Genomic DNA, 23,246 nt, shown 5'->3' with positions numbered 1-23,246 from the left:
AGGTGATACATTGGACAAATTGGTGATTGAAGGCGGGAAACCTCTCTCAGGAACCATCGTTATCCAAGGAGCGAAAAATGCCGCTTTGCCGATATTGGCTGCCAGTCTGCTGGCGGAAGGCACGATTACGGTCGACCACGTGCCCGATTTGCTGGATATCGACGTCATGCTGAACATTTTGCGCGAACTGGGATGCCGCGCCGAGCATGCGGGAGGTACGGTTGTGCTGGATACCGAAACCGCGCATACGTCCCACGTGCCGGAGTCGTTAATGAGACAGATGCGTTCTTCCATATTTCTTATGGGGCCGCTGCTTGCGAGATTCGGCGAGACGCAGGTCTACCAGCCGGGCGGATGCGCGATCGGCGAGCGCAAGATCGATCTGCATTTGGAAGGATTGAAGGCGCTTGGCGCGGAAATCGAGGAATTTGGCAACCGCATCATATGTCGGGCCGATAAATTGACGGGAGCCGACATCCATTTGAGCTTCCCTAGCGTCGGGGCGACGGAGAACATTATGATGGCCGCCGTTCTGGCCGAAGGCCGGACGACGATCAGCAATGCCGCGCGCGAGCCGGAAATTCAAGATTTGCAGCGTTTTCTGAACACGATGGGCGCGAAGATCATGGGCGCCGGCACGGACACCATTACGATAGACGGGGTACAGTCGCTAACGCCATGTCGTTACAAGGTGATTCCGGACCGGATCGTCGCGGGGACGATCATGGTAGCCGCCGCGGCGACGCGGGGCCAAGTGACGCTCCAGAATACGCAGCCCGCGCACTTATCTTCTCTCATACACGTTCTGCGCCGCGCAGGTGTTCAAATCATCGTCGACGGTGATATAATTAAAGTCGGCAGCTCCGCCAGACCAAGGGCGGTGGAAAGAATCGTCACGTCTCCGTACCCCGCTTTCCCGACGGATCTGCAATCGCAAGTCATGGTTCTTTTAACGCTTGCCGACGGGTTGAGCGTATTGAAGGAAACGATTTTCGAGGGCCGCTTGAAGCATGTCGACGAATTGACCCGAATGGGCGCCGATATTCGCGTGGATTTGAACGCCGCGTTCATTCGAGGCGTGCCGAGGCTGTACGGGGCGACGGTCGAAGCGACCGATCTGCGTGCTGGCGCCGCGCTTGTCATTGCCGGTCTGGCTGCGCAGGGCAAGACGGTCGTGGAGCAGATTCACCATATCGACCGCGGCTACGACAAAATCGAAACGATGCTATCAAGACTTGGCGCGCGCATCATGCGCAACTCGCCGGTGCCTAACAATTAAGGATATGCGCATGAGCAGCAAGATCGAAACGGCCGGCTTCCCTCACTTAGCTTTACGCCGTAAAGCTAAGCCGACATTACGCGACGGGAAAGCCGGATGTTTTTTGGCGAAGGAAGGGACGAGTTATGAGCTCTCAGATGCCTGTACTTAAGGAACCTGCCCGAAAGCGAATGGGAAGCCGCAAGCTGCTCACCATCCTCTTTCTATTATTTATTGCCATTCTGGCCGTATTATTCTTCAATTCTTCAATCAGCAAAATTTCGGAAATCCAGATCGAAGGAACGAGGTTCACGGCGGAGGAGGAGGTCGGACAAGCCGCCGCTGTCGCGGTGGGAGACGCTTTTTTCGGGACGTCGTCGGCGGAGATCGAAGCGAGGGTCGGAACGCTTCCGCCGGTTAAGGAAGTGGCGGTAACGAAGGTGTTTCCGGGCGTCGTGAAGATTGCCGTGACGGAACACCCGGTCGTCGCGTTCGAGCTGTCGGATCAAGGTGAAATGACGGCGCTGTTGTCGAACGGAACGAGCGTCGACGCGAGCAACGACGAGCTGCTTCTGGTGGACAAGCCCGTGCTCTCCGGCTGGGCGCAAGGCGATCCGGTTAAGGCGGAGCTCACGAAGCAGCTAGGCCAAATCCCCGCAAAACAGCTCTCGGACCTGTCGGAAATCATTCCGAACCCATCGAACGCCTATCCCGACCGGATCGTGATCTATACGCGGACGAAGTTCGAGGTGGTCACGGCCGTCTCCGTCCTCGCGGACAAAATCGAAGCGTTGAACGCGGTCATCGAGACGCAGGAGCCGGGCAAAATTACGATGCTGCTCGCCGACACCTACGTTCCTTTCAACAACGAGCCTATAGAAAATGCGGACTCCGAGCAAAAAGAGACTACTCAATAGCTTGAAAGAATGGTAGAATTTTATTTATCGCATTTGTTGCCGTGAAAGCTGGAATTCATTAGAAAAATGAGGCTCCGCAAGGGGCGGGCCTCGACAAGAACCGAAAAAAACGACGAAAATTTTGTTGAAAAAAGAGGGAAAATATTAAAAGCGTTGAATATGTAGAAAGACCTTTAGCAAGCGCAATATTATTTCATTATTTTGAAACGGAGGTGCCGCGAGTTGAGCAGCAACGACATCATCGTTAGTTTGGACATCGGTACATCCAAAGTTCGTGCTATTATTGGCGAAGTGAACAACGGGGCCATTAATATTATTGGAGTTGGATCTGCCGACTCGGAGGGTATTCGCAAAGGAGCAATCGTAGATATTGATCAAACCGTGCAATCGATCCGCAACGCGGTCGAGCATGCGGAGCGCATGGTTGACATTCAAATATCAGACGTCTACGTCGGAATACAGGGCAATCATATCGCGCTGCAGACCAACCGGGGCGTCGTTGCCGTATCCAACGAGGATCGCGAAATCGGAGAAGAGGATATCGAGCGCGTGCTGCAGGCGGCGAAGGTCGTCGCGCTGCCGCCGGAGCGCGAGATCATCAATCTTGTTCCGAAGCAATATTTGGTAGACGGATTGGAAGGGATATCCGATCCGAGGGGAATGATCGGCGTCCGCCTCGAGGTTGAGGCGACCATCGTCACGGGGACGAAGACGGCGATCCATAATTTGATGCGCTGCGTGGAGAAGGCAGGACTGCGTATTTCGGGCGTTATCCTGCTATCGCTGGCATCCGGCGTCATGTCGCTAACGAAGGACGAGAAATCGATGGGGACCGTGCTGACGGACATCGGAGAGGGCTCGACCACGATCGCCATTTTCGACCAGGGCGGACTGGCGGCCGTATCGACGCTGCCGATCGGCGGCGAATACGTCACGAGCGATATCGCGTACGGCTTGCGGACGCAGAGCGAGCAAGCGGACAAGATCAAGCTGAAATACGGCTGCGCGAACGTAGCGGACGCGGCCGACGACGTAAGGTTCAAGGTGACCCGCATGGGGAGCAACGTCGAGAAGGAATTTTCCCAATTGGATTTGGCAAGCATCATCGAGCCTCGAATGCAGGAAATCTTCCATCTGATCCGTCAAGAGGTCCGCAGACTCGGATACGGGGACAAGGTGAACGGCTACGTCCTGACGGGCGGAACGGTATCGATGCCGGGCACGCTTCCACTCGCGCAGCAAGAGCTGGAATCTTCCGTCAGAATCGCTTTGCCGGATTACATTGGAGTTAGGGATCCGGCTTTCAGCAGCGGCGTCGGCATGATCCAATACGTGTCGAAATACATGGGCGCCCGCGGAACGGGCGCGGTGAAGAAATCGACCGCAAGCCGCAAAGCGGCTGCGCCGGCAGCTGCGCCTAAACCCGGCATGTTCGAGCGGATTAAAAGCATGTTTAACGAATTTATTTAATTATGAACACAATATAAGGTTCTGCTCTAAAGGCGCTTATATTTCACCGCGGAACGCAGCCGGCCGCCGTCTTGGCGGCCGCAGCGGTTTACGCTTGACTGGGGGAAGATGAAGAATGTTGGAATTCGATTTTGAGCTCGAAACGCTTGCTCAAATTAAAGTAATAGGGGTAGGCGGCGGAGGCAGCAACGCCGTCAACCGAATGATCGAGAACGGCGTTAAGGGCGTCGAGTTTATTACGGTCAACACCGACGCGCAAGCTTTGCACCTGGCGAAATCCGAGCATAAGCTGCAGATCGGCGACAAGCTGACGCGCGGCCTCGGCGCCGGCGCCAATCCGGAAGTCGGAGGCAAGGCGGCGGAGGAATCGCGCGAAATTATTATGAACCAGCTGAAGGGCGCCGACATGGTGTTCGTCACGGCCGGCATGGGCGGCGGAACGGGCACGGGCGCTGCTCCGGTCATCGCGGAAATCGCCCGCGAATGCGGGGCGCTTACGGTAGGCGTCGTGACGCGTCCGTTCACCTTCGAAGGCCGCAAGCGTTCCTCGCAAGCCGAGCTCGGCATCGAAGCGCTTAAGGAGAAGGTAGACACGCTGATCGTTATCCCTAACGATCGCCTGCTTGAAATCGTCGACAAGAAGACGCCTATGCTTGAGGCGTTCCGCGAGGCGGACAACGTGCTTCGCCAAGCGGTGCAGGGCATCTCCGATCTTATCGCCGTTCCGGGCCTGATCAACCTCGACTTCGCGGATGTGAAGACGATCATGACCGAACGCGGCTCCGCGCTTATGGGCATCGGAATCGCGACGGGCGAGAACCGCGCGGCGGAAGCGGCGCGGAAAGCGATTATGAGCCCGCTGCTCGAAACGTCGATCGACGGCGCGCGCGGCGTCATCATGAACATTACCGGCGGAAGCAACCTGTCGCTGTACGAAGTGAACGAAGCGGCGGAAATCGTCATCAGCGCTTCCGATCCGGAAGTGAACATGATCTTCGGCGCGATCATCGACGAGGACTTGAAGGACGAAATCAAGGTAACCGTCATCGCGACGGGCTTCGAGCATAAGCCGGCCGCCCAGGTTCGCCGCGCTTCCCAGCAGCAGCCGGAAGCGGCGGATCCAAGACAGTCCGGAAGCTCCCAGGCCGTGAAGCCGTTCGGCGCAAGCGGCGCCTCGAGCGATCAGCTGGAAATTCCGGCGTTCCTGCGCAACCGTCCGAGAAACGACCGTTAATAACCCGATATCCCGCCTATCCGGCGCTGTCCGGATGAGGCGGGATTTTTTGTTGCTTGCGGTGCGGTGCAGGCATGATAACGCCCTTATTGCGATACGGGAGGGCGCACGGCCAATAAGTACGATTGCACCAAAGACTGCTTTTCCGCATGTCCCAAACCCTGCTCGAGTCTGCTCTTATTTTCCCCTGTCCGTTGTTTGAAACAAGCAGTCAGCCAACGTCATACAGCAGACGCCAGTGATTTGGCAATTCTATTCTATGAGGAGAAGCTCTCCCTTACGCTGTTTGTGACCAGCCATCAACCCTTCCTCGCCTACCGCATGAAATGACAAGATCCTGCAGCCTCACCTCCAAAAAATAACCCGATAATGTCGGTAAAGTAAGCTTTCCCGGTATAGCGGCAACCATCAAAGCGAGGCGGACACTTATTTTTTACAACAATCACCAGAAAAATAGCAATTGGCATGAACGAAGAGCATGACGGTTTTTATACGGATGCTCGACAAAAAAAGATGCGTCAAGGCGTCATGAATAGACAGACTTTGAAATAGGATTTTAATATACTAGTCTCAATCGTTCTCCCGGGTGCCTGCTGCATACCCGTTATCGCCAGTGGCAGGAAGGTGACCGAAGTGGCTGTATACGTGGATGTTATGTTTTTGCGCGAGCTTCTAATCGACGGGGCGATTCTATTAACTTCCGCTTGGGCCCGCCATTTGAAGCCGCCGCCGTGGCGGGTGCTCCTGGCTTCTTCTGTCGGAGCTTGTTACGTCGTTCTGATGCTGTTTCCGCAATTATCGTTCTTGTTTACGCTAGCCGTAAAAATTGCGATGTCGCTGCTGATGGTATGGATCGCGTTCGGCTTTACGTCCATACAACACTATTTGCGAAACATCGGCGCGTTCTACGCGGTCAATTTCGTCGCCGCGGGCGCCGTGTTGGGGCTTTATTATTTGTTCATGCAAGGCTCCGGCGAGGTATGGAGGACGATTACTTTCGCGAACGGAAGCATGCGGGTAGAGCTTAAGATGGGCTTGTTTTATTTTATCGCTGCGTTTTGTATCGGATTGTATGTTTACCGTTCCGTATTGACGCAAAAAAGAGAACGGGAGCTGGTGCGCGCACATCTGGCGGAAGTGAAAATTAGAATCGGCGAAAAAATCCAAACGTGCACGGGGCTGATCGACACCGGCAATCAATTGTACGATCCGCTCACCCGAACGCCGGTCATGGTGACGGAAGCCGCTCTGTGGCAGGAGGATTTGCCGGAATCGTGGCTGAGCAGCATACGCAGCGCGCAGGTGGATCGACTTGTAGCGGGAATGGATGAACAGCCTTTTGCGTGGCAGGACCGACTGAGGCTCGTGCCCTTCCGAGGCGTCAACCGCGGGTCGCAGTTCATGCTCGCGCTTAAACCGGATTCGGTCGAAATTACGCAGGAGGGACGAGTATATGAAACGCGGAAGGTCCTGATCGGACTTGATGGCGGAAAGCTTGCGTCCGATGGGGCATATCGAGCGATTATCCATCCGTCAATGGTACAGCAGCAAACGTGAACGCAAGCCAACACAATCAAGGAGGGATGGGCCGGATGCTCGTCAAGTATAAATTGATCCTTCAGTTATACTATTATCGAATTTTATTTTTATTCGGGCTAAAGAGCGAGGAAATTTATTATATTGGCGGCAGCGAAGCGCTCCCGCCGCCGCTCACGCGAGAAGAAGAGGAATATTTGCTCGAGAAGCTCCCTTCGGGCGATACGGCCATCCGTGCGATGCTTATCGAGCGGAATCTCAGACTTGTCGTCTACATTGCCCGCAAGTTCGAAAATACAGGCATTCATATCGAAGATCTGGTGTCGATCGGAGCGATCGGCCTGATCAAGGCGGTCAACACGTTCGATCCTGAGAAGAAGATCAAGCTCGCAACTTATGCCTCGCGCTGCATCGAGAACGAAATATTAATGTATTTGCGCCGCAACAGCAAGACGAGAACCGAGGTGTCGTTCGACGAGCCGCTGAATATCGATTGGGACGGGAACGAGCTGCTGCTGTCCGACGTACTCGGCACCGAGAACGATACGATCTACCGCAACATCGAGGAGCAGGTGGATCGCAAGCTGCTTCATAAAGCGCTCGAAAAGCTGTCCGAGCGGGAGCGCATCATTATGGAGCTGCGGTTCGGCCTTGCCGACGGCGAAGAAAAAACGCAGAAGGACGTCGCGGACCTGCTGGGCATTTCGCAATCGTACATTTCCCGTCTCGAGAAGCGCATTATTAAGCGTTTACGCAAGGAATTCAATAAAATGGTATAGCCGCCTGACGATCGGCCGCTCATGTCGAACGATGTCGGGTCAGGAATAAAATGACCTTCCGAGGAGATAATGTACATTAATGTTTCTCCTTGGGAGGTAATCACGTTGACCCGAAATAAAGTCGAGATCTGTGGAGTGGATACCGCGAAACTGCCTGTCCTAACGAATGCCGAGATGAGGGAACTGTTCACGGCATTGCAAACCCGCAACGAGTGGGCAGCAAGAGAGAAATTGGTAAACGGCAATTTACGGCTTGTTCTTAGCGTCATACAACGGTTCAACAATAGGGGAGAGTTTGTGGACGACTTGTTTCAAGTCGGATGCATCGGCCTTATGAAGGCGATAGATAACTTTGACCTTGGGCAGAACGTTAAATTTTCCACCTATGCCGTTCCGATGATCATCGGGGAAATACGCCGTTATTTGCGAGACAACAATCCGATACGCGTCTCCAGAAGCCTTCGGGACATCGCCTACAAGGCACTTCAGGTGAGAGACAGCTTGACGAACCGGAATTCGCGCGAGCCGACGATTTTCGAAATATCGGAGGCGCTCAACGTGCCGAAGGAAGACGTCGTTTTCGCGCTCGACGCCATTCAGGATCCGGTCTCTCTATTCGAGCCGATCTACCATGACGGCGGCGATCCGATCTACGTGATGGATCAGATCAGCGACGACCGCAACAAGGACGTGTCCTGGATCGAAGAAATCGCCCTCCGGGAAGCGATGCACAAGCTGAATGACCGGGAAAAAATGATTTTGTCGATGCGCTTCTTCGAAGGAAAAACGCAAATGGAGGTCGCCGATGAGATCGGCATCTCGCAGGCGCAAGTGTCGCGGCTGGAAAAATCGGCCATCCAACAAATGCAAAAGCATGTTAAAACATAAGCGGCGCCGCGAGGCGCCGCTTTTTAATGGACAAGCCCGGCAGGCCAAAGCGGGCTCGTTTTTTTGCAAAGGAGGACATTTTGGGCAAATGGCTCATATAGTTATAGGAGAAGCATTCGGACGATAACTTATGGGGAAAAGTGGTGACCGCAATGAAAATATCGGATTTCCAAACAAAGGACGTCATCAATATCGTGGACGGGAAAAAGCTAGGCCAGATTACCGATCTGGAGCTCGACCTGAGGCAGGGGCGCATCGACTCGATCGTCGTTCCCCAGTTCACGAAATTTCTCGGGATGTTCGGCAGCAGCGGAACCGAAATCGTCATACCGTGGAGAAATATCGTAAAAATCGGCGCGGACGTCGTACTCGTACGAATGGACGACGCCAAGGCGATCCGCTCGGACGAGGAGGATTTGCAAGCCCGTTCGTAACGAGATAAACTGAGTCTAGGCGTAGCGAGGAGCAGATGAATGGATTGCATCCCGCGCCGAAGCGGATAGAATCGAGAGCGGAGCTTGTTCCGCAAACCTTTTGACGAGGTGAATAGACGAATGGATGCGTTTGAACGGATAAAATCGGCGAAGGGTCCTTCGCTTTTTTTGTTGTCCAAATGGAAGGGGCGGCATGAGGGTCTGACGGCGGGCTTTACGGGCCGGGAAGGCGGAACGAGCAAAGCGCCGTGGGCTTCTTTGAATATGGGGCTGCACGTCGGCGACCGGGCGGAGGACGTCGTCCGAAACCGGCAGCGGGCGGCCGAGGCGCTTCACTGGCCCCTCGAGGCTTGGACCTGCGCCGAACAGGTGCACGGCAGCCGCGTTCATCGCGTAACGAAGCGGGACCGCGGCCGGGGCCGGTTGGCGCATGAGGATGCCATTCCGGGCTGCGACGCGATCACGACCGATGTGACTGGCGTTCTGCTCGCTTCGTATTACGCCGACTGCGTACCTTTGTACTTCCACGATGCGAGGCGCGGTGCCGTGGCGCTCGCTCACGCGGGCTGGAAGGGCACGGTGCAGCGGATCGCGACCGAAACGATAAAGGCGATGGAGCGAGACTACGGATCGAAGCCGGAGGAAATCGAGGCGGCGATCGGACCGTCCATCGGCGATTGCTGCTATGAAGTGGACGGAGCCGTCATTTCCCAAGTCGGCCAGCTGCTCGACCGCTTGCATGTTAACGCGGGCGCGAGACTCGCGTGCATGCAAGCGAAAGAAAACGGCAAAGCAAACTTGAACTTGAAAGAAATAAACCGACAGATTATGATAAAAGCAGGAATTTTGCCGAGCCATATCGAAATATCTCAGTGGTGCACCGGATGCAGGCGGGATCTGTTCTATTCCCACCGCAAGGAAGGCGGCAAGACTGGCCGGATGGCCAGTTGGATCGGCATTATGGAGAGGTGAAGCATGTCGAATACGATGGATGACAGATTGACGCTCGTCGAAGAGCGCATCCGGCAAGCCTGCGAGCGGGCGGGCCGGAGCAGGGAAGACGTGCGGATCATCGCCGTTACGAAATACGTCTCGCTCGAGACGACGAGGGAGGCGCTCAGAAGCGGCCTCAAGCATCTCGGGGAGAACCGCTGGCAGGACGCGCAGGCCAAGTGGAACGCGATCAGCGGCGGAGAGCCGTCTATCGGTGAGGAACGGCCGGTCTGGCATTTTATCGGCTCCCTTCAGACGAATAAAGTGAAGGACGTCATCGGTAAGTTTACATACATGCATTCGCTGGACAGGCTGCCGCTTGCGGAAGCCGTCAATAAGCGCGCGCAGCAGCTGGGCATTATCGTGCCATGCTTCATACAAGTGAACGTTTCCGGGGAAGACTCCAAGCACGGCCTCACTCCGGAGGAGCTGCATCCGTTCGTGGAGCGGCTTCGCGATTATCCCGGCATCGAGCCGGTCGGATTAATGACGATGGCTCCGTACGAGGCGGAGCCCGAACAGACGAGACCCGTATTCAGAGCTTTGCGGGAGCTGCGGGACGAGCTTCGCGCCCGCTTGCCCTACGCCGAGACGATCGCCCATTTGTCCATGGGGATGTCGAACGACTTTGAGGTCGCGATCGAAGAAGGCGCAACTTGGATACGACTCGGCACCATACTAGTTGGGAAAGAGGAGGACTAAATCATGAGCGTAATGAACCGGTTTATGAACTTTCTTGGACTGCAGGACGAGGAGGAAGAAGTCGTAGAGCGCGAACGCGTCGTGCAGCAGGAGGAGCAAGAACCTGAAACCTCTCCTTTCGAAGCGCGTAAAAACATGAAGAGCAATAACGTCGTCAGCATTCATTCGCAGAAAAATGTCCGGGTCGTGCTCAGCGAGCCGCGTTCCTACGACGAAGCGCAAGAGATTGCCGATCATCTTCGTTCGCGCAGAGCGGTTATCGTGAACCTGCAGAGGGTTCGGACAGACCTGGCCGTCCGGGTCGTTGATTTCCTCAGCGGCACGGTGTACGCTTTGAACGGAAGCATCTCAAAGCTTGGTCCCAATATTTTTCTATGCACGCCGGATACGGTAGAAATTCAAGGTGCCATAACGGAAATGCTGGCGGAGGACAACGATTACAACAAAAAGAGGTGACCTTGAGTTCATGATGGATCAAGTATACGACGTGGTTATGCTGCTGCAAAACATCTACACCTTTATGATTATCGGTTACGTGCTGCTGTCCTGGCTGCCGAACGCCCGCGAGAGCTTTATCGGCGTTTTTCTCGGCAAGCTTGTCGAGCCGTACTTAAGCATCTTCAGAAGATTTATTCCGCCGATCGGCGGAATGCTGGATTTGTCCCCGATTTTAGCCGTATTCGCGTTGCGCTTCGTGGCGTTCGGGCTGATCGCGGTAATCGACTTTTTCATTTAAAGGAATGAAGCCGAATGAAGCAAGGCCTATATGATCATTTCCAGCCCGAGGAGAAGCCATTCGTCGATCGGGCCTTGGAATGGATAGAGCGGTCCGCACAGCAGCATGAGCTGAAGCGGACCGATTTTTTGGATCCGAGGCAAGCTCAGATCGTAGCCATGCTGGCGAATCGGAACCCGGACGTTCGCGTGCGGTTCGACGGCGGTTACGCGCTGGCGGAGAGGAAGCGGGCTTTGATCGGACCGGATTACCGCGATCTGGACGGCGAGGCGATCGGCCTGTCGGTGCTTGCGGTTCACGGTCCGGGGCAGGCTCGGCTCGAGCTGGATCACGGCGATTTTCTCGGCGCGCTGCTCGGTCTTGGCATCAAGCGCGACCGGATCGGCGATATACATGTGCACGAAGGCTTCTGCCATATTATCGTTACGGATGAAATTGCCGATTATTTAAATATACACCTCAGGCAAGTGCACCGGATGAACGTGCTTACGGACATCCTCCCGCTTGCCGAGCTACAGGCCGTCGTTCCGAAGCTGGAGGAGATAAGCATTACCGTCGCCTCCATGCGCCTCGACGGGATCGCAAGCGACGTCTACCGGGTAAGCCGCTCCAAGATCGTGGACCCGATCCGCGCGGGCAGATGCCGCGTGAACTGGAAGGCCGAGGAGGATCCGTCTTCGCCGCTCCGCGAAGGAGACGTCGTTTCCTTTAAAGGGCTGGGAAGATTTAAGGTGCTAGAGGTCGACGGTGTGACAAAAAAAGGCAGAATTCGCGTCCATATTGGTAAATTTATTTAACGGAATTGCAGGATTTTTAGCGCGGTTGTCGAATCTGTTCTCAATCCATTCTGTGATCCGGTAAACAGTGTCACAAATACCTTGAGGAGGTGCGCCAATGCCGTTATCGCCATTGGACATACATAACAAAGAGTTTAGCCGGAGACTGCGCGGCTACGACGAGGACGAAGTCAACGAATTCCTCGATCAGGTCATCAAGGACTACGAATCGCTCATCCGCGAGAACAAAGAAATGCAAAACCAAGTGCTCGGCCTGCAGGAGCGGCTGAACCATTTTACGAATATCGAGGAAACGTTAAGCAAGACGATCATCATCGCGCAGGAAGCGGCGGATGAAGTGAAGAACAACGCAAAGAAGGAAGCGCAGCTGATCATTAAGGAATCGGAGAAAAACGCCGATCGAATCATAAATGATTCGCTTGCCAAATCGCGCAAAGTTTCGCTTGAGGTGGAAGAGCTGAAGAAGCAGGCTTCCGTCTATCGCGCGCGGTTCCGCACCCTCGTGGAAGCGCAGCTTGAGCTGCTGAGCGCGGACGGCTGGGAGACGCTTGAGCCGCCGCAGCCGGCCAGACTGCAAGAGCACGAGCTGCAGCGCGGGTAATTTCGTCTGAAATAGGCGAATGGACATTTGACTTTTCTCACGCAAATACGCTATAACTATAATAATTAAGTTGATGCGAACTTCGTTGACGAGAACGAGTACGCTTTTGGACCACTCCCCAGAGAGCCGGCGGTTGCTGAGAGCCGGCGTGTGTGCCGTTAGCGGAATATCCTCTCCGAGAAGCGGCGCCGAACCCGCGTTAGGCGGCAATAAGCGCTGACGGACGTCCCCCGTTACAGGGAACGCGAGCCCGCGGGCTCGCTGCTAAGGTGCCGCACCGTGCGCCGGTTCGATGAGCCGACGTGATGGTTAGCCTTGCCGGACGATTCCGGCAGGCGCGGAACAAGGGTGGTAACGCGACTAAGCCTCGTCCCTTTCGATAGGGACGGGGCTTTATTTTTGTTGAAACGAGGAGGCAGGAGCCATGCAACGCGTGGACGTGAAGGAACGCGCCCGCAGCCGCGAGCTGCGCGTGCTGGAGCAATGGAAAACAGAGGATACGTTTAAACAATCGATCTTGCACCGCGAGGGAAAGCCGAATTTCGTGTTTTATGAAGGACCGCCGACCGCGAACGGGGCGCCGCATATCGGCCACGTTCTAGGCCGCGTCATTAAGGACTTCATTTGCCGCTATAAGACGATGGCAGGCTACCGCGTCGTCCGCAAAGCGGGCTGGGATACGCACGGCTTGCCGGTCGAGCTTGGCGTCGAGAAGCAGCTTGGCATTTCCGGCAAACAGGAAATCGAGGCGTACGGCGTCGAGAAGTTCGTCAAGAAATGCAAAGACAGCGTCTTCGAGTACGAGAAGCAATGGCGCGAGCTGACCGAGGCGATCGCTTATTGGACCGATCTCGATGATCCGTATATTACGCTGAAAAACGAGTACATCGAGAGCGTCTGGCATATTTTATCGACCATTCACGGCAAAGGCTTGCTGTATCGCGGTCACCGCGTCAGCCCGTACTGCCCGGATTGCCAGACGACGCTCAGCTCGCACGAGGTCGCGCAAGGCTATGAGGACGTGAAGGATCTGAGCGCCACCGTCAAGTTCAAGCTTGCCGATTCCGGCGAATCGATCCTTGCCTGGACCACGACGCCTTGGACGCTCCCGGCGAACGTGGCGCTTGCCGTAAATCCCGAGCTGAACTACGTCCGGGCATCCAGAAACGGCGAAGTGTTCATCGTCGCCGAGGCGCTGGCGGAGAACGTGCTGAAGGAAGGGTACGAAGTGTTGTCCGTCGTCAAAGGCGCCGAGCTTGTCGGACGCAGCTACGAGCCGCCGTTCCGCTACTCGAAGGTGGAGAAGGGGCATATCGTCATTGCCGGCGACTTCGTCAGCGACGCAAGCGGTACGGGTATCGTCCATATCGCGCCGGCGCACGGCGAAGACGACTACCGCGTATCTCGCGAGAATGGCATCAGCATGCTGAACGTCGTCGATCTTGCCGGCCGTTATACCGCCGAGGTGACGGATTTTGCCGGACGGTTCGTCAAGGATTCTGAGCTCGACATCGAAATCGTGAAGATGCTGAGCGAGCGCGGACTGCTATTCTCGAAGGAGCGCTACGAGCACAGCTACCCGTTCTGTTGGCGCTGCAAAACGCCGCTCATCTACTACGCGATGGAAAGCTGGTTCATCAAGACGACGGCGGTAAAGGATCAACTGATCGCCAACAACAACGGCGTAGACTGGTACCCGGGCCATATCCGCGAAGGGCGTTTCGGCAAGTTTTTGGAGGACTTGGTCGACTGGAACATCAGCCGCAACCGCTACTGGGGAACGCCGCTCAACGTCTGGGTGTGCGAAGCGACGGGCAAGGAATATTCGCCGGGCAGCATCGCCGATCTAAGGGCGATGGCCGTAGGGGACGTACCAGAGGATATCGAGCTTCACAAGCCGTACGTCGACGATATTAAGCTGAAATCGCCATATGCCGAAGGGGCGGTCATGACCCGCACGCCGGAAGTGATCGACGTCTGGTTCGACAGCGGCTCCATGCCTTTCGCCCAGCATCACCATCCGTTCGAGAACGGCGATACGTTCGCGGAGCAGTACCCCGCGGACATCATTTGCGAAGGGATCGACCAGACGCGCGGCTGGTTCTACAGCCTGCTTGCGGTGTCCACGCTGTATAACGGCAAGGCGCCGTATAAGGCCGTTATTTCGACCGGTCATATTTTGGATGAGAACGGCCAGAAAATGTCCAAGTCGAAGGGGAACGTCATCGATCCGTGGGAGATCATCAACGAATACGGCACGGACGCGTTCCGCTGGGCCTTGCTCGCCGACAGCGCGCCTTGGAACAGCAAGCGCTTCTCCCGCGGCATCGTAGGCGAGGCGAAGTCCAAAGTCATCGACACGATCGTAAATACGCATGCGTTCTACGCTTTGTACGCATCGATCGACGGCTTCGACTATGCGGCTCATCCGGACAGCAAGTCCGGCAACAAGCTTGACCGCTGGATCGTTTCTAGACTGAACAGCCTGATCCATGCGGTGAACAAAGGGCTCGAAGCGAACGACTTCCTGAATCCGGCCAAGGCGATCGAAGGTTTCGTCGACGAGCTTAGCAACTGGTATATCCGCCGTTCGCGCGACCGCTTCTGGGGAAGCGGGCTTAGCGAAGACAAGGTGGCGGCTTACCGGACGCTGCGCGGCGTATTGCTGATGCTGTCTCGCCTGATCGCGCCATACGCGCCGCTGCTTGCCGACGACGTGTACCGCAACTTGGGCGGCGAAGGCAGCGTGCACCTGGCCGACTATCCAAAAGCGGACGACGCATTGATCGACGAGACGCTGGAGCGAGACATGGAGAGCGCGAGGCAGGTCGTCGAGCTTGCGCGCAACGTGCGCAACGAGACGGGCATCAAGACGCGCCAGCCTTTGTCCGAGCTGATCGTATCGCTCGACCGCGAGTTCAACGTCGAGGATTACGAGGAAATCATCAAGGACGAGATCAACGTCAAGGCGATTGCGGTGCAAACTTCCGACAGCGGCTTCGTGGATTTCACGTTGAAGCTGAATCTCAAGGCGGCAGGGAAGAAGTACGGCAAAAACGTCGGCCCGATCCAGGCGCAGCTTAAAAGCCTCGCGCCGGAAGAGACGCGCGGCATCGTAAATGGCGGAAGCTTCGACTTTACAAGTCCCGAGGGCGAGCGGTTGACGATCTCGACAAGCGAGCTTCTGGTCGAGAAGCAAGCGAAGTCCGGATTTGCTTCCGCTTCGGGAAGCGGCGTCACGGTTGCGCTGAACACGGACATTACGCCGGAGCTTGAGCAGGAGGGCTGGGTTCGCGAGGTGATCCGCGCCGTTCAGGACACGCGCAAGAAGCTCGATCTGCCGATCGAGAAGCGGATCGAGCTCGTCCTCGACGTCGATGCGGAGCTGAAGGCGGCGCTTGACGCGTTCTCCGATGTGCTTCACGAGAACGTGCTTTTGCAATCGGTGGCGTTCGAGTCCGCTTCGGAAATGGAGCGCGTAACGCTCGGCGACAAAGAAATCGGGATTCACATTCGAGGATAAAGGTTATAATAGAGGAGCTACGATCATTCGATACACGAGGCCGCCTTCCGGCCGCGGCAGCAAGCGACAGCATATGCGCCCTGCCGCATATGCCGGCAGGGCGGGCCTCGTTTTATTGTTTGGCAAAGGGGTGCCTCTTATGAAATCGAATCAACCGGAACAACCGAAAGATATGCAAGAGCTGCGGCAATCGCTCGGCAGGCTGGAACAGCGGCTGCAAGGCGTTGCCGCCGATATGGAGCGGACGCAGATCGCCGAATATGTGAAGCTGTTGAACAGGCCATGGACGCTCATATGGAAGAACATGCTCTCGGGAACGGCCAGAGGCGTCGGCATCGCGATCGGCTTTACTTTTTTTGCCGCAACGATCCTATACGTGCTGCGCATTTTGGGCGCGCTGAATTTGCCGATCATCGGCGATTACATCGCCGATATCGTCCGAATCGTGCAAATCCAACTGGAAGGAAAGACGTATTAGGTTCGGTAATCGTCGTCGTCGTAAGGATCTTCGAATTCGAGCCCGTGATCGCCTTCGCCGTTATGCATGTAATGCATGTATTCCCTGTTGCGGATAACGGATACGCGGCGACCGGTAATGTCGGTCGCTACGAAGCTTTCGAGCGGCTCGACGAAGCCGTCGTTCTCGTCGTTCTCGATGCCCATATGGCCATAGTCGGTAACGTCGCGGTTTTCGGAGAAGGCGGGGGAATCCGCATTGCCCCATTGCTCGACGATTTGCCAGGCGTCCTCGCCGTCAAAGCCGTTATAGGAGCTCTGCTGATCCATGCTGCTTCTGCCGAACGGCGGATTCAGAAGCGATTCTTCCGCAGGCTGAACATGCGACGTTTCCTGCCTGGGGGCATGCTCGACGCAATACAGCGTATCGGGCAGCGCTTCGAGGCGCTCAAGCGGAATCGGCTTGCCGCAAGCTTTGCAATTGCCGTACGTGCCGTTATCCATCGCTTTCAAGGCGGCGTCGATCCGGCTTAGATGCAGATCCTCCTGCTCAAGCAGGGCGATGTCCTTCCCTCGCTCGTACACCTCGGTCGCCACGTCGCCCGGGTGGTTATCGATCGGCGAGAGCTCGCCGGTATCGTCCCGCAACGAGCTGGCCAGCCCGTAATGCTCGCCCGCCGAGAGACGCCTGTTGATGTCGTCCTGTTCGTCCAGCAGCCTTCTCCGAAGCTCGGCGAGCTGAGAGTCGGTCAGAGTTGTCATGCAAGGCACCGTCCTTTCGGATTTTCGATTTGCTTCATTAGCTTTTGCCGCTCGGAGCCTTTTCAGTATGGACATCGATGGAAGCGGGAGGGGCAGTCGCTGGCTCTCGCCGCGGGCGATATGCTACAATCAAATAACTTGATAAATATGGATTGCATTTAGGAGTGATGGGATGCGTTTTTATTACTATTGGATCGCGTTATTCGTGTTCGTGCTGGATTACGTAACGAAAAAAATCATTGCGACGCAGCTGGAGCTGGGCGAGCAAATCAGCGTCATCGGCAATTTTTTCCTCATCACTTCGCATCGCAACCGCGGTGCCGCCTTCGGCATCTTGCAGGGGCAGCGCTTGTTCTTCATCATTATTACGATCGTCATCCTGATCGGAATCGTTTGGTATATTCAAGCGGTGCGCAAATCGGCCAAGCCTTGGCTTCTCGTCGGCCTCGGCCTTGTATTGGGAGGAGCGGTCGGCAACTTCCTCGACCGCGCCCGTTTCGGCGAAGTTGTCGACTTCCTGCAATTTAATTTCGGCAGTTACCAGTTTCCGATTTTCAACGTGGCGGACTCCGGAATCGTATGCGGGGTTATCCTAATTTTAATCGATACGCTCCTCTCCTCCCGGGACGAGAAGAAGGCGCGGGACGGAGAGGACAAGGAACCGAACAACCATGAACAGCAGACTGTATAACGAAGAAGCATTGGAATGGCTCGTAAGCGCGGATCAAGCCGGCGAGCGGCTGGATAAATTCGTGACGGACAGCTTGGACGATCCGGCCATATCGCGCACGCAGGTACAGGAGTGGATCAAGGGGGGCGCGGCGCAGGTCGACGGCAAAATCGCGAAGGCCAACTACAAGGTGGCCGAAGGCGATCGGGTCGCGCTGCTCATTCCCGAGCCCGAGGACGCGGCAATCGTCCCCGAAGCGATTCCGCTCGACATCCTGTACGAGGACGCCGATCTCATCGTCGTGAACAAGCCGCGCGGCATGGTCGTTCACCCGGCGCCCGGCCACTCGTCGGGTACGCTTGTGAACGCGCTCATGCATCATTGCCGCGACTTGTCCGGCATAAACGGGATGATCCGCCCGGGCATCGTCCACCGGATCGACAAGGATACGACGGGGCTGCTCATGGCCGCCAAGAACGATCTGGCCCATGTCTCGCTTGCCGAGCAGCTGAAGGAGCATTCCGTCACGCGCAAGTACATCGCGCTCGCGCACGGCAACTTGCCGCACGACCAAGGAACGGTGGATGCGCCGATCGGCCGCGACGCCTACGACCGCAAGCTGTTTGCCGTAACCGATCGCAACAGCCGGCATGCGGTTACTCATTTCGTCGTATTGGAACGACTGGGCGACTACACGCTGGTGGAACTGCAGCTGGAGACGGGACGGACGCATCAAATTCGCGTTCATATGAAATATATCGGTCATCCGCTGGCGGGCGATCCGGTATACGGCCGCAACAAGACCGTCGCGCTGAACGGACAGGCTTTGCATGCGGCGGTGCTTGGCTTCACGCATCCTCGCAGCGGAGAGCGGCTGCAATTTTCCGTGCCGCTGCCGGACGATTTTGAACACGTGTTGAACAGCCTGCGGCTCAGGTAGTATAAAAAAGTGCAAACTTTTCGCCACTTCCTTCATTATTTCGGGACACGAAGTGCGATATTCTTAACGTAAACGACAGAAATATGTTGAAATAAGGACAGGTGACAAGAGCTATGACAGCTATTAATCAAAATTATTTAGAGCTGCAGGGCAGCTATCTCTTCTCGGAAATCGCGAAGCGCCGCACGAAATTCATCCAAGAAAATCCGAACGCCGAAATTATTAGCCTCGGCATCGGCGACGTGACGCGCGGATTGCCGGAAGCCGTACTGAAAGCCATGCACGCCGCCGTGGACGAGCTGGCTTCCCCGGGATCGTTCCGCGGTTACGGTCCGGAGCAGGGCTATGATTTCTTAATTAACGCGATCATCGAAAATGATTACAAAGCGCGCGGCATCGACATCGCTACGAACGAAGTGTTCGTCAGCGACGGTTCCAAATGCGACGTCGGCAACATCCAGGAAATTTTCAGCGAGAACAGCGTCGTAGCCGTGCAAGACCCCGTCTATCCGGTTTATGTCGATACGAACGTCATGGCCGGCCGCTCGGGCAAGTACAGCCAGGAAACCAAACGCTACGAGAACATCGCTTACCTCGAATGCACGTCGGAAAATAACTTCAAGCCGAGCTTGCCCGACCGCAAAGTCGACATTATTTACCTGTGCTACCCGAACAATCCGACGGGCATGACGCTGACGAAGGAAGAATTGAAGGTTTGGGTCGACTACGCGAAAGCGAACAACTGCATTATTTTGTACGATTCGGCTTACGAGGCGTTCATTCAGGAAGCGGACGTGCCGCACAGCATCTACGAAATCGAAGGCGCCCGCGAAGTCGCCATCGAATTCCGCAGCTTCTCCAAGACGGCCGGCTTCACGGGCGTGCGCTGCGCGTACACCGTCGTGCCGCGCGAGTTGAAGGGCTTCGACGCGTCCGGCAACGAAGTGCTGATCAACGACCTGTGGAACCGCCGCCACACGACGAAGTTCAACGGGGTGTCGTACGTGACCCAGCGCGGCGCAGCCGCGATCTATTCGGAAGAAGGCAAGAAGCAAATCAAAGAGCTCGTCGACTACTACATGACGAACGCGGCGATCATCCGCGACGGACTGGCTTCGATCGGGCTTGAAGTATACGGCGGCGTCAACGCTCCGTACATCTGGCTGAAGACGCCAAACGGCATGGACTCCTGGACGTTCTTCGACAAGCTGCTGTCCGAGGCGAACATCGTCGGCACGCCGGGAGTAGGCTTCGGCCAAAGCGGCCAAGGCTACTTCCGCCTGACGGCTTTCGGCAGCCGCGAGAATACGGAAAAGGCCGTCGAGCGGATCCGCAAGCTCAGCCTGTAGAACCATCGCTATCCTTGCATAGCTGTTCCGGATTGATCCACACTAAGGCATAGGCAGACATCGTCGTTTGCGCTTGACAAGTTTTGTCGAACGTGGGATAATTCATTTGATAAACAGCAGTACCTTTAACTCAGTCCCGTGAGGCTGGCAAGGTAGCGTGAATAACAGTTCAATACATGAGAAGCATGGGATGTCCATATGGACGAGACTTTCTGCGACGGAAGCCTCGGCGGATGTACCCAGTCTTTTCGTGACTGCTCACCGGCTCCTTGCGAACAATCGCAAGGAGCTTTTTTTGTCGCAGCCGGGCAAACGGGCCAATACGAGAGGAGACAAGCCGAAATGGCGGAGGAAGAGCATTTGGTCATCATGGACGAGACGGCGATTCGCCGGGCATTGACGCGAATCGCTCACGAGATCGTCGAGAAGAACAAAGGGATCGACGACTGCGTCATTGTCGGCATCCGCACGCGGGGCATCTACCTCGCCCGCCGGGTGGCCGACCGGATCAAGGAAATCGAAGGCAAGCCCGTGCCGGTAAGCGAGCTTGACATTACCCGGTACCGCGACGACAGGAAGGCCGCCGACGCGGCGGACGTCGAGATCGCTTCGGCGATCGGCGAACACGCAGCCGCGCCGTTCAACGTGCAAAACAAACGGGTAATCCTATTCGACGACGTCCTCTACACGGGCCGGACGATTCGCGCGGCGATGGACGCGATTATGGACTGCGGCAGACCGCAAAGCATCCAGCTCGCGGTGCTCGTCGACCGCGGGCACCGGGAGCTTCCGATCAGGCCGGATTTCGTCGGCAAGAACGTGCCGACCTCGAAGCAGGAACAGATCGAAGTCGCGCTAAGCGAAATCGACGCGGCCGATCAAGTCACATTAATCAATCAGAGGGGGCAGACCGGATGACGTTGACGCAGCTGAAGCAGCGGAGTTTGCTCGGGTTAAAAGCGCTAAGCAAAGAGGAAATCGAATCGATCCTGGATCGCGCGGCTTACTGGGAAGATCATCCCGTTAAAGTCCATCAGGCGATGCAGGGGAAATTCGCGGCGAACATGTTTTTCGAGAACAGCACGAGGACGCGCTTCTCCTTCGAAGTCGCGGAGAAACGGCTCGGCGCGGAAGTGCTGAACTTCTCGGCCGCGGTATCCAGCGTGCAAAAAGGCGAATCGATATACGATACGGTGAGAACGCTCGAATCCATGGGGATCGATGTCGGGATCATTCGGTTGAAGCCGATCGGCGTGCTCGCCGAGCTGGCGACGAAAATTAAAGTACCGCTAATCAACGCGGGCGACGGCAATAACGAGCATCCGACGCAGGCGCTGCTCGATTTGTATACGATGCGCAAACATTTTGGCCAACTTAAAGGATTGTCGGTTTCGATCGTCGGCGACGTGCTGCACAGCCGGGTGGCGAGATCGAACCTGTGGGCGCTTCGAAAGTTCGGCGCGAACGTCAGCTTCTGCACGCCGCCGAATATGCAGGCTCCGGAGCTCGACGCTTCATACATTTCGATGGACGAAGCGCTTAAGGCGGACGTCGTCATGATGCTGCGGGTACAGCTTGAACGGCACGAGAGCGGCATGCTGAGCTCAGCCGAGAACTACCGCGAGCAATACGGCTTAACGGTGCAACGGGCCGCCAAACTTGCCGAGCATGCGATCATCATGCATCCGGCTCCGATTAACCGGAACGTCGAAATCGACGACGAGCTGGTCGAGCACCCGCAATCGAGAATTTTCCCGCAAATGGAAAACGGCGTTCCGGTCCGGATGGCCGTCATCGAACGGGCGCTTAACTAATAATTGGCTAAAATGCGAATAATTCCGGAGGGTGAACAAACAATGTCATTATGGATCATAAACGGCAACGTATGGAGCGAATCGGCCGGAAAGCTGGAGAGCAAGCATATCCGCGTCGAGAACGGCGTCATCGAACAAATCGTTGACGGCGCTTTGGCGCCGGATACGGGTGGCGCGGAGGTTATCGACGCGGGGGGCAAGCTTGTATCCGCGGGTTTTATCGATATGCACGTCCATTTAAGGGACCCTGGCTTCGAACATAAGGAAGATATCGCGACAGGCACTCGATCAGCTGCCAAGGGCGGCTTTACGACGATCGCCTGCATGCCGAATACGCGCCCGGTTACGGATACGCCGGATACTGTGCGGTACATTTTGAACAAAGCCGAACAGGTCGGCATCGTGAAAGTGCTGCCTTACGCGGCCATCACCAAAAACGAGCTCGGCCGCGAGCTGACGGATTTTGCCGCGCTGAAGGAAGCAGGAGCCATCGGGTTTACGGACGACGGCGTCGGCGTGCAGAACGCGCAAATGATGAAAAACGCGATGGCGCTTGCGACGTCGATGGATATGCCGATCATCGCGCATTGCGAGGACGATTCGCTTGTCGAGGGAGCGTGGGCGTCGGAAGGCGAATTTTCCCGCAAACACGGCATAAAGGGCATCCCGAACGAGTCGGAAGCGATCCATGTCGGACGCGATGTGCTTCTGGCCGAAGCGACGGGCGCGCACTACCACGTCTGCCACGTGAGCACGGAGCAATCGGTCCGGTTCATTCGGCTGGCGAAGCAGATCGGCGTGCGGGTAACCGCGGAAGTGTGCCCGCATCACCTGGTTCTCTCGGACGAAGACATTCCGGGGCTGGACGACGCCAACTGGAAGATGAATCCTCCGCTGCGCACTCCGCGCGACGTCAAGGCGGTCATCGAAGCGCTGGAGGACGGCACGATCGACATGATCGTCACCGACCACGCCCCTCACAGCGCGGAAGAGAAGGCGCGCGGCGTGCAGCTTGCGCCGTTCGGCATCGTCGGCTTCGAGACGGCGTTCCCGCTTCTCTACACGAAGTTCGTACGGACCGGCAAGTGGACGCTGGGCTTCCTGCTGAAGCGCATGACTTCGGATCCGGCACGCGTGTTCCGCCTGCACGAAGGCCGCCTTGCACAAGGCGCACCGGCCGATCTGACGATCGTCGACCTGGAGAGCGAACGTGCGGTCGACCCGAGCTCCTTCGCTTCGAAGAGCGGCAATACGCCGTTCGGCGGCTGGAAGCTAAGCGGTTGGCCGGTCTCGACGATCGTGAACGGCAAGGTCGTTTGGTCCGAACAATAACGACGATACTTACATTAGCCATACGGGGAAATATCAACACCTGAGGAGTGATACG

23 protein-coding genes and 1 other annotated feature are annotated in these 23,246 nt (G+C 56.3%); of the genes, 22 read left to right on the top strand and 1 reads right to left on the bottom strand.

The annotated features are described in order from the left end of the window. Positions 1–10: 10 nt before the first annotated feature. The 16 genes from murA to IDH41_RS16095 all read left to right on the top strand — a co-directional run bounded on the left by murA (position 11) and on the right by IDH41_RS16095 (position 16,346). Complete coding sequence (murA, locus tag IDH41_RS16170; RefSeq protein ID WP_190862792.1) at positions 11–1,279, top strand: UDP-N-acetylglucosamine 1-carboxyvinyltransferase; 1,269 nt, start codon at positions 11–13, stop codon at positions 1,277–1,279. 125 nt (positions 1,280–1,404) lie between these two features. Then, positions 1,405–2,175 carry a cell division protein FtsQ/DivIB gene (locus tag IDH41_RS16165; protein WP_190862790.1) on the top strand — a complete coding sequence of 257 codons (771 nt, stop codon included), beginning with the start codon at positions 1,405–1,407 and terminating at the stop codon, positions 2,173–2,175. 222 nt (positions 2,176–2,397) lie between these two features. Next, the gene (gene ftsA, locus IDH41_RS16160; RefSeq protein WP_190862788.1) at positions 2,398–3,645 is read left to right on the top strand and encodes a cell division protein FtsA; all 1,248 of its coding nucleotides are present in this window, start codon (positions 2,398–2,400) and stop codon (positions 3,643–3,645) included. 115 nt (positions 3,646–3,760) lie between these two features. Continuing rightward, entirely contained in the window at positions 3,761–4,879 is a 1,119-nt protein-coding gene (ftsZ, locus tag IDH41_RS16155) for a cell division protein FtsZ (RefSeq protein WP_190862786.1), read from the top strand. Positions 4,880–5,512: 633 nt separating this feature from the next. After that, complete coding sequence (spoIIGA, locus tag IDH41_RS16150) at positions 5,513–6,436, top strand: sigma-E processing peptidase SpoIIGA (protein ID WP_190862784.1); 924 nt, start codon at positions 5,513–5,515, stop codon at positions 6,434–6,436. 35 nt (positions 6,437–6,471) lie between these two features. After that, a complete protein-coding gene (gene sigE, locus IDH41_RS16145; RefSeq protein WP_190862782.1) occupies positions 6,472–7,194 on the top strand; it encodes an RNA polymerase sporulation sigma factor SigE in 723 nt (240 codons plus the stop codon). A 105-nt stretch (positions 7,195–7,299) separates the two neighbouring features. After that, complete coding sequence (gene sigG / locus IDH41_RS16140; RefSeq protein WP_028611215.1) at positions 7,300–8,082, top strand: RNA polymerase sporulation sigma factor SigG; 783 nt, start codon at positions 7,300–7,302, stop codon at positions 8,080–8,082. A gap of 152 nt (positions 8,083–8,234) precedes the next feature. Further along, positions 8,235–8,516 carry a YlmC/YmxH family sporulation protein gene (locus tag IDH41_RS16135; protein ID WP_190862780.1) on the top strand — a complete coding sequence of 94 codons (282 nt, stop codon included), beginning with the start codon at positions 8,235–8,237 and terminating at the stop codon, positions 8,514–8,516. A gap of 120 nt (positions 8,517–8,636) precedes the next feature. After that, positions 8,637–9,488 carry a peptidoglycan editing factor PgeF gene (pgeF, locus tag IDH41_RS16130; protein WP_190862779.1) on the top strand — a complete coding sequence of 284 codons (852 nt, stop codon included), beginning with the start codon at positions 8,637–8,639 and terminating at the stop codon, positions 9,486–9,488. A gap of 3 nt (positions 9,489–9,491) precedes the next feature. Next, the gene (locus tag IDH41_RS16125; protein ID WP_190862777.1) at positions 9,492–10,211 is read left to right on the top strand and encodes a YggS family pyridoxal phosphate-dependent enzyme; all 720 of its coding nucleotides are present in this window, start codon (positions 9,492–9,494) and stop codon (positions 10,209–10,211) included. A gap of 3 nt (positions 10,212–10,214) precedes the next feature. Next, on the top strand, positions 10,215–10,667 hold the full coding sequence (locus IDH41_RS16120; protein ID WP_190862775.1) for a cell division protein SepF: 453 nt from the start codon (positions 10,215–10,217) through the stop codon (positions 10,665–10,667). A 10-nt stretch (positions 10,668–10,677) separates the two neighbouring features. Continuing rightward, on the top strand, positions 10,678–10,947 hold the full coding sequence (locus IDH41_RS16115) for a YggT family protein (protein ID WP_397328050.1): 270 nt from the start codon (positions 10,678–10,680) through the stop codon (positions 10,945–10,947). A gap of 14 nt (positions 10,948–10,961) precedes the next feature. Then, a complete protein-coding gene (locus IDH41_RS16110; protein ID WP_190862773.1) occupies positions 10,962–11,744 on the top strand; it encodes a YlmH family RNA-binding protein in 783 nt (260 codons plus the stop codon). A 97-nt stretch (positions 11,745–11,841) separates the two neighbouring features. Continuing rightward, entirely contained in the window at positions 11,842–12,345 is a 504-nt protein-coding gene (locus tag IDH41_RS16105) for a DivIVA domain-containing protein (protein WP_190862771.1), read from the top strand. A gap of 76 nt (positions 12,346–12,421) precedes the next feature. Then, positions 12,422–12,723 (top strand) — a binding site (T-box leader). Between the two features lie 46 nt (positions 12,724–12,769). Then, a complete protein-coding gene (gene ileS, locus IDH41_RS16100; protein ID WP_190862769.1) occupies positions 12,770–15,868 on the top strand; it encodes an isoleucine--tRNA ligase in 3,099 nt (1,032 codons plus the stop codon). A 139-nt stretch (positions 15,869–16,007) separates the two neighbouring features. Further along, on the top strand, positions 16,008–16,346 hold the full coding sequence (locus IDH41_RS16095) for a DUF5665 domain-containing protein (protein ID WP_190862767.1): 339 nt from the start codon (positions 16,008–16,010) through the stop codon (positions 16,344–16,346). On the opposite strand, the gene IDH41_RS16090 is transcribed toward IDH41_RS16095, so the two are convergent. Then, positions 16,343–17,086 (bottom strand): TraR/DksA C4-type zinc finger protein, encoded by a 744-nt coding sequence (locus IDH41_RS16090; protein WP_190862765.1) that lies wholly within the window; start codon positions 17,084–17,086, stop codon positions 16,343–16,345. The two genes, IDH41_RS16095 and IDH41_RS16090, sit on opposite strands and share 4 nt — an antisense overlap. 172 nt (positions 17,087–17,258) lie before the next feature. On the opposite strand from IDH41_RS16090, the gene lspA reads away from it, so the two are divergent. The 6 genes from lspA (at position 17,259) to IDH41_RS16060 (ending at position 23,191) form a co-directional block, all read left to right on the top strand. Then, positions 17,259–17,777: a signal peptidase II gene (lspA, locus tag IDH41_RS16085; RefSeq protein ID WP_190862763.1), complete on the top strand. Its 519-nt coding sequence runs from the start codon at positions 17,259–17,261 to the stop codon at positions 17,775–17,777. After that, positions 17,758–18,696 (top strand): RluA family pseudouridine synthase, encoded by a 939-nt coding sequence (locus IDH41_RS16080; RefSeq protein ID WP_190862761.1) that lies wholly within the window; start codon positions 17,758–17,760, stop codon positions 18,694–18,696. Before lspA ends, IDH41_RS16080 begins: the two co-directional genes overlap by 20 nt. A 113-nt stretch (positions 18,697–18,809) precedes the next feature. Beyond that, entirely contained in the window at positions 18,810–20,045 is a 1,236-nt protein-coding gene (locus IDH41_RS16075; RefSeq protein ID WP_190862759.1) for an LL-diaminopimelate aminotransferase, read from the top strand. 342 nt (positions 20,046–20,387) lie between these two features. Beyond that, positions 20,388–20,963: a bifunctional pyr operon transcriptional regulator/uracil phosphoribosyltransferase PyrR gene (gene pyrR / locus IDH41_RS16070; RefSeq protein ID WP_190862757.1), complete on the top strand. Its 576-nt coding sequence runs from the start codon at positions 20,388–20,390 to the stop codon at positions 20,961–20,963. After that, positions 20,960–21,859: an aspartate carbamoyltransferase catalytic subunit gene (locus tag IDH41_RS16065; protein ID WP_190862755.1), complete on the top strand. Its 900-nt coding sequence runs from the start codon at positions 20,960–20,962 to the stop codon at positions 21,857–21,859. Before pyrR ends, IDH41_RS16065 begins: the two co-directional genes overlap by 4 nt. A gap of 42 nt (positions 21,860–21,901) precedes the next feature. After that, positions 21,902–23,191 (top strand): dihydroorotase, encoded by a 1,290-nt coding sequence (locus IDH41_RS16060; RefSeq protein ID WP_190862753.1) that lies wholly within the window; start codon positions 21,902–21,904, stop codon positions 23,189–23,191. Positions 23,192–23,246: the final 55 nt, after the last annotated feature.

Source organism: Paenibacillus arenilitoris (assembly GCF_014705655.1).
Lineage (GTDB): Bacteria > Bacillota > Bacilli > Paenibacillales > Paenibacillaceae > Pristimantibacillus > Pristimantibacillus arenilitoris.
The sequence above is the reverse complement of the archived record's forward strand: the minus strand, read 5'-3'. Positions and strand labels throughout refer to the sequence as shown.

Excerpts from the sequence above, each read along its gene's own strand:
- IDH41_RS16165 (WP_190862790.1), top strand. The coding sequence starts at position 1,405 with ATGAGCTCTCAGATGCCTGTACTTAAGGAACCTGCCCGAAAGCGAATG.
- ftsZ (WP_190862786.1), top strand. The coding sequence starts at position 3,761 with ATGTTGGAATTCGATTTTGAGCTCGAAACGCTTGCTCAAATTAAAGTA.
- sigE (WP_190862782.1), top strand. The coding sequence starts at position 6,472 with ATGCTCGTCAAGTATAAATTGATCCTTCAGTTATACTATTATCGAATT.
- IDH41_RS16135 (WP_190862780.1), top strand. The coding sequence starts at position 8,235 with ATGAAAATATCGGATTTCCAAACAAAGGACGTCATCAATATCGTGGAC.
- pgeF (WP_190862779.1), top strand. The coding sequence starts at position 8,637 with ATGGATGCGTTTGAACGGATAAAATCGGCGAAGGGTCCTTCGCTTTTT.
- IDH41_RS16125 (WP_190862777.1), top strand. The coding sequence starts at position 9,492 with ATGTCGAATACGATGGATGACAGATTGACGCTCGTCGAAGAGCGCATC.
- IDH41_RS16120 (WP_190862775.1), top strand. The coding sequence starts at position 10,215 with ATGAGCGTAATGAACCGGTTTATGAACTTTCTTGGACTGCAGGACGAG.
- IDH41_RS16115 (WP_397328050.1), top strand. The coding sequence starts at position 10,678 with ATGATGGATCAAGTATACGACGTGGTTATGCTGCTGCAAAACATCTAC.
- IDH41_RS16110 (WP_190862773.1), top strand. The coding sequence starts at position 10,962 with ATGAAGCAAGGCCTATATGATCATTTCCAGCCCGAGGAGAAGCCATTC.
- IDH41_RS16105 (WP_190862771.1), top strand. The coding sequence starts at position 11,842 with ATGCCGTTATCGCCATTGGACATACATAACAAAGAGTTTAGCCGGAGA.
- ileS (WP_190862769.1), top strand. The coding sequence starts at position 12,770 with ATGCAACGCGTGGACGTGAAGGAACGCGCCCGCAGCCGCGAGCTGCGC.
- IDH41_RS16095 (WP_190862767.1), top strand. The coding sequence starts at position 16,008 with ATGAAATCGAATCAACCGGAACAACCGAAAGATATGCAAGAGCTGCGG.
- IDH41_RS16090 (WP_190862765.1), bottom strand. The coding sequence starts at position 17,086 with ATGACAACTCTGACCGACTCTCAGCTCGCCGAGCTTCGGAGAAGGCTG.
- lspA (WP_190862763.1), top strand. The coding sequence starts at position 17,259 with ATGCGTTTTTATTACTATTGGATCGCGTTATTCGTGTTCGTGCTGGAT.
- IDH41_RS16080 (WP_190862761.1), top strand. The coding sequence starts at position 17,758 with ATGAACAGCAGACTGTATAACGAAGAAGCATTGGAATGGCTCGTAAGC.
- IDH41_RS16075 (WP_190862759.1), top strand. The coding sequence starts at position 18,810 with ATGACAGCTATTAATCAAAATTATTTAGAGCTGCAGGGCAGCTATCTC.
- pyrR (WP_190862757.1), top strand. The coding sequence starts at position 20,388 with ATGGCGGAGGAAGAGCATTTGGTCATCATGGACGAGACGGCGATTCGC.
- IDH41_RS16065 (WP_190862755.1), top strand. The coding sequence starts at position 20,960 with ATGACGTTGACGCAGCTGAAGCAGCGGAGTTTGCTCGGGTTAAAAGCG.
- IDH41_RS16060 (WP_190862753.1), top strand. The coding sequence starts at position 21,902 with ATGTCATTATGGATCATAAACGGCAACGTATGGAGCGAATCGGCCGGA.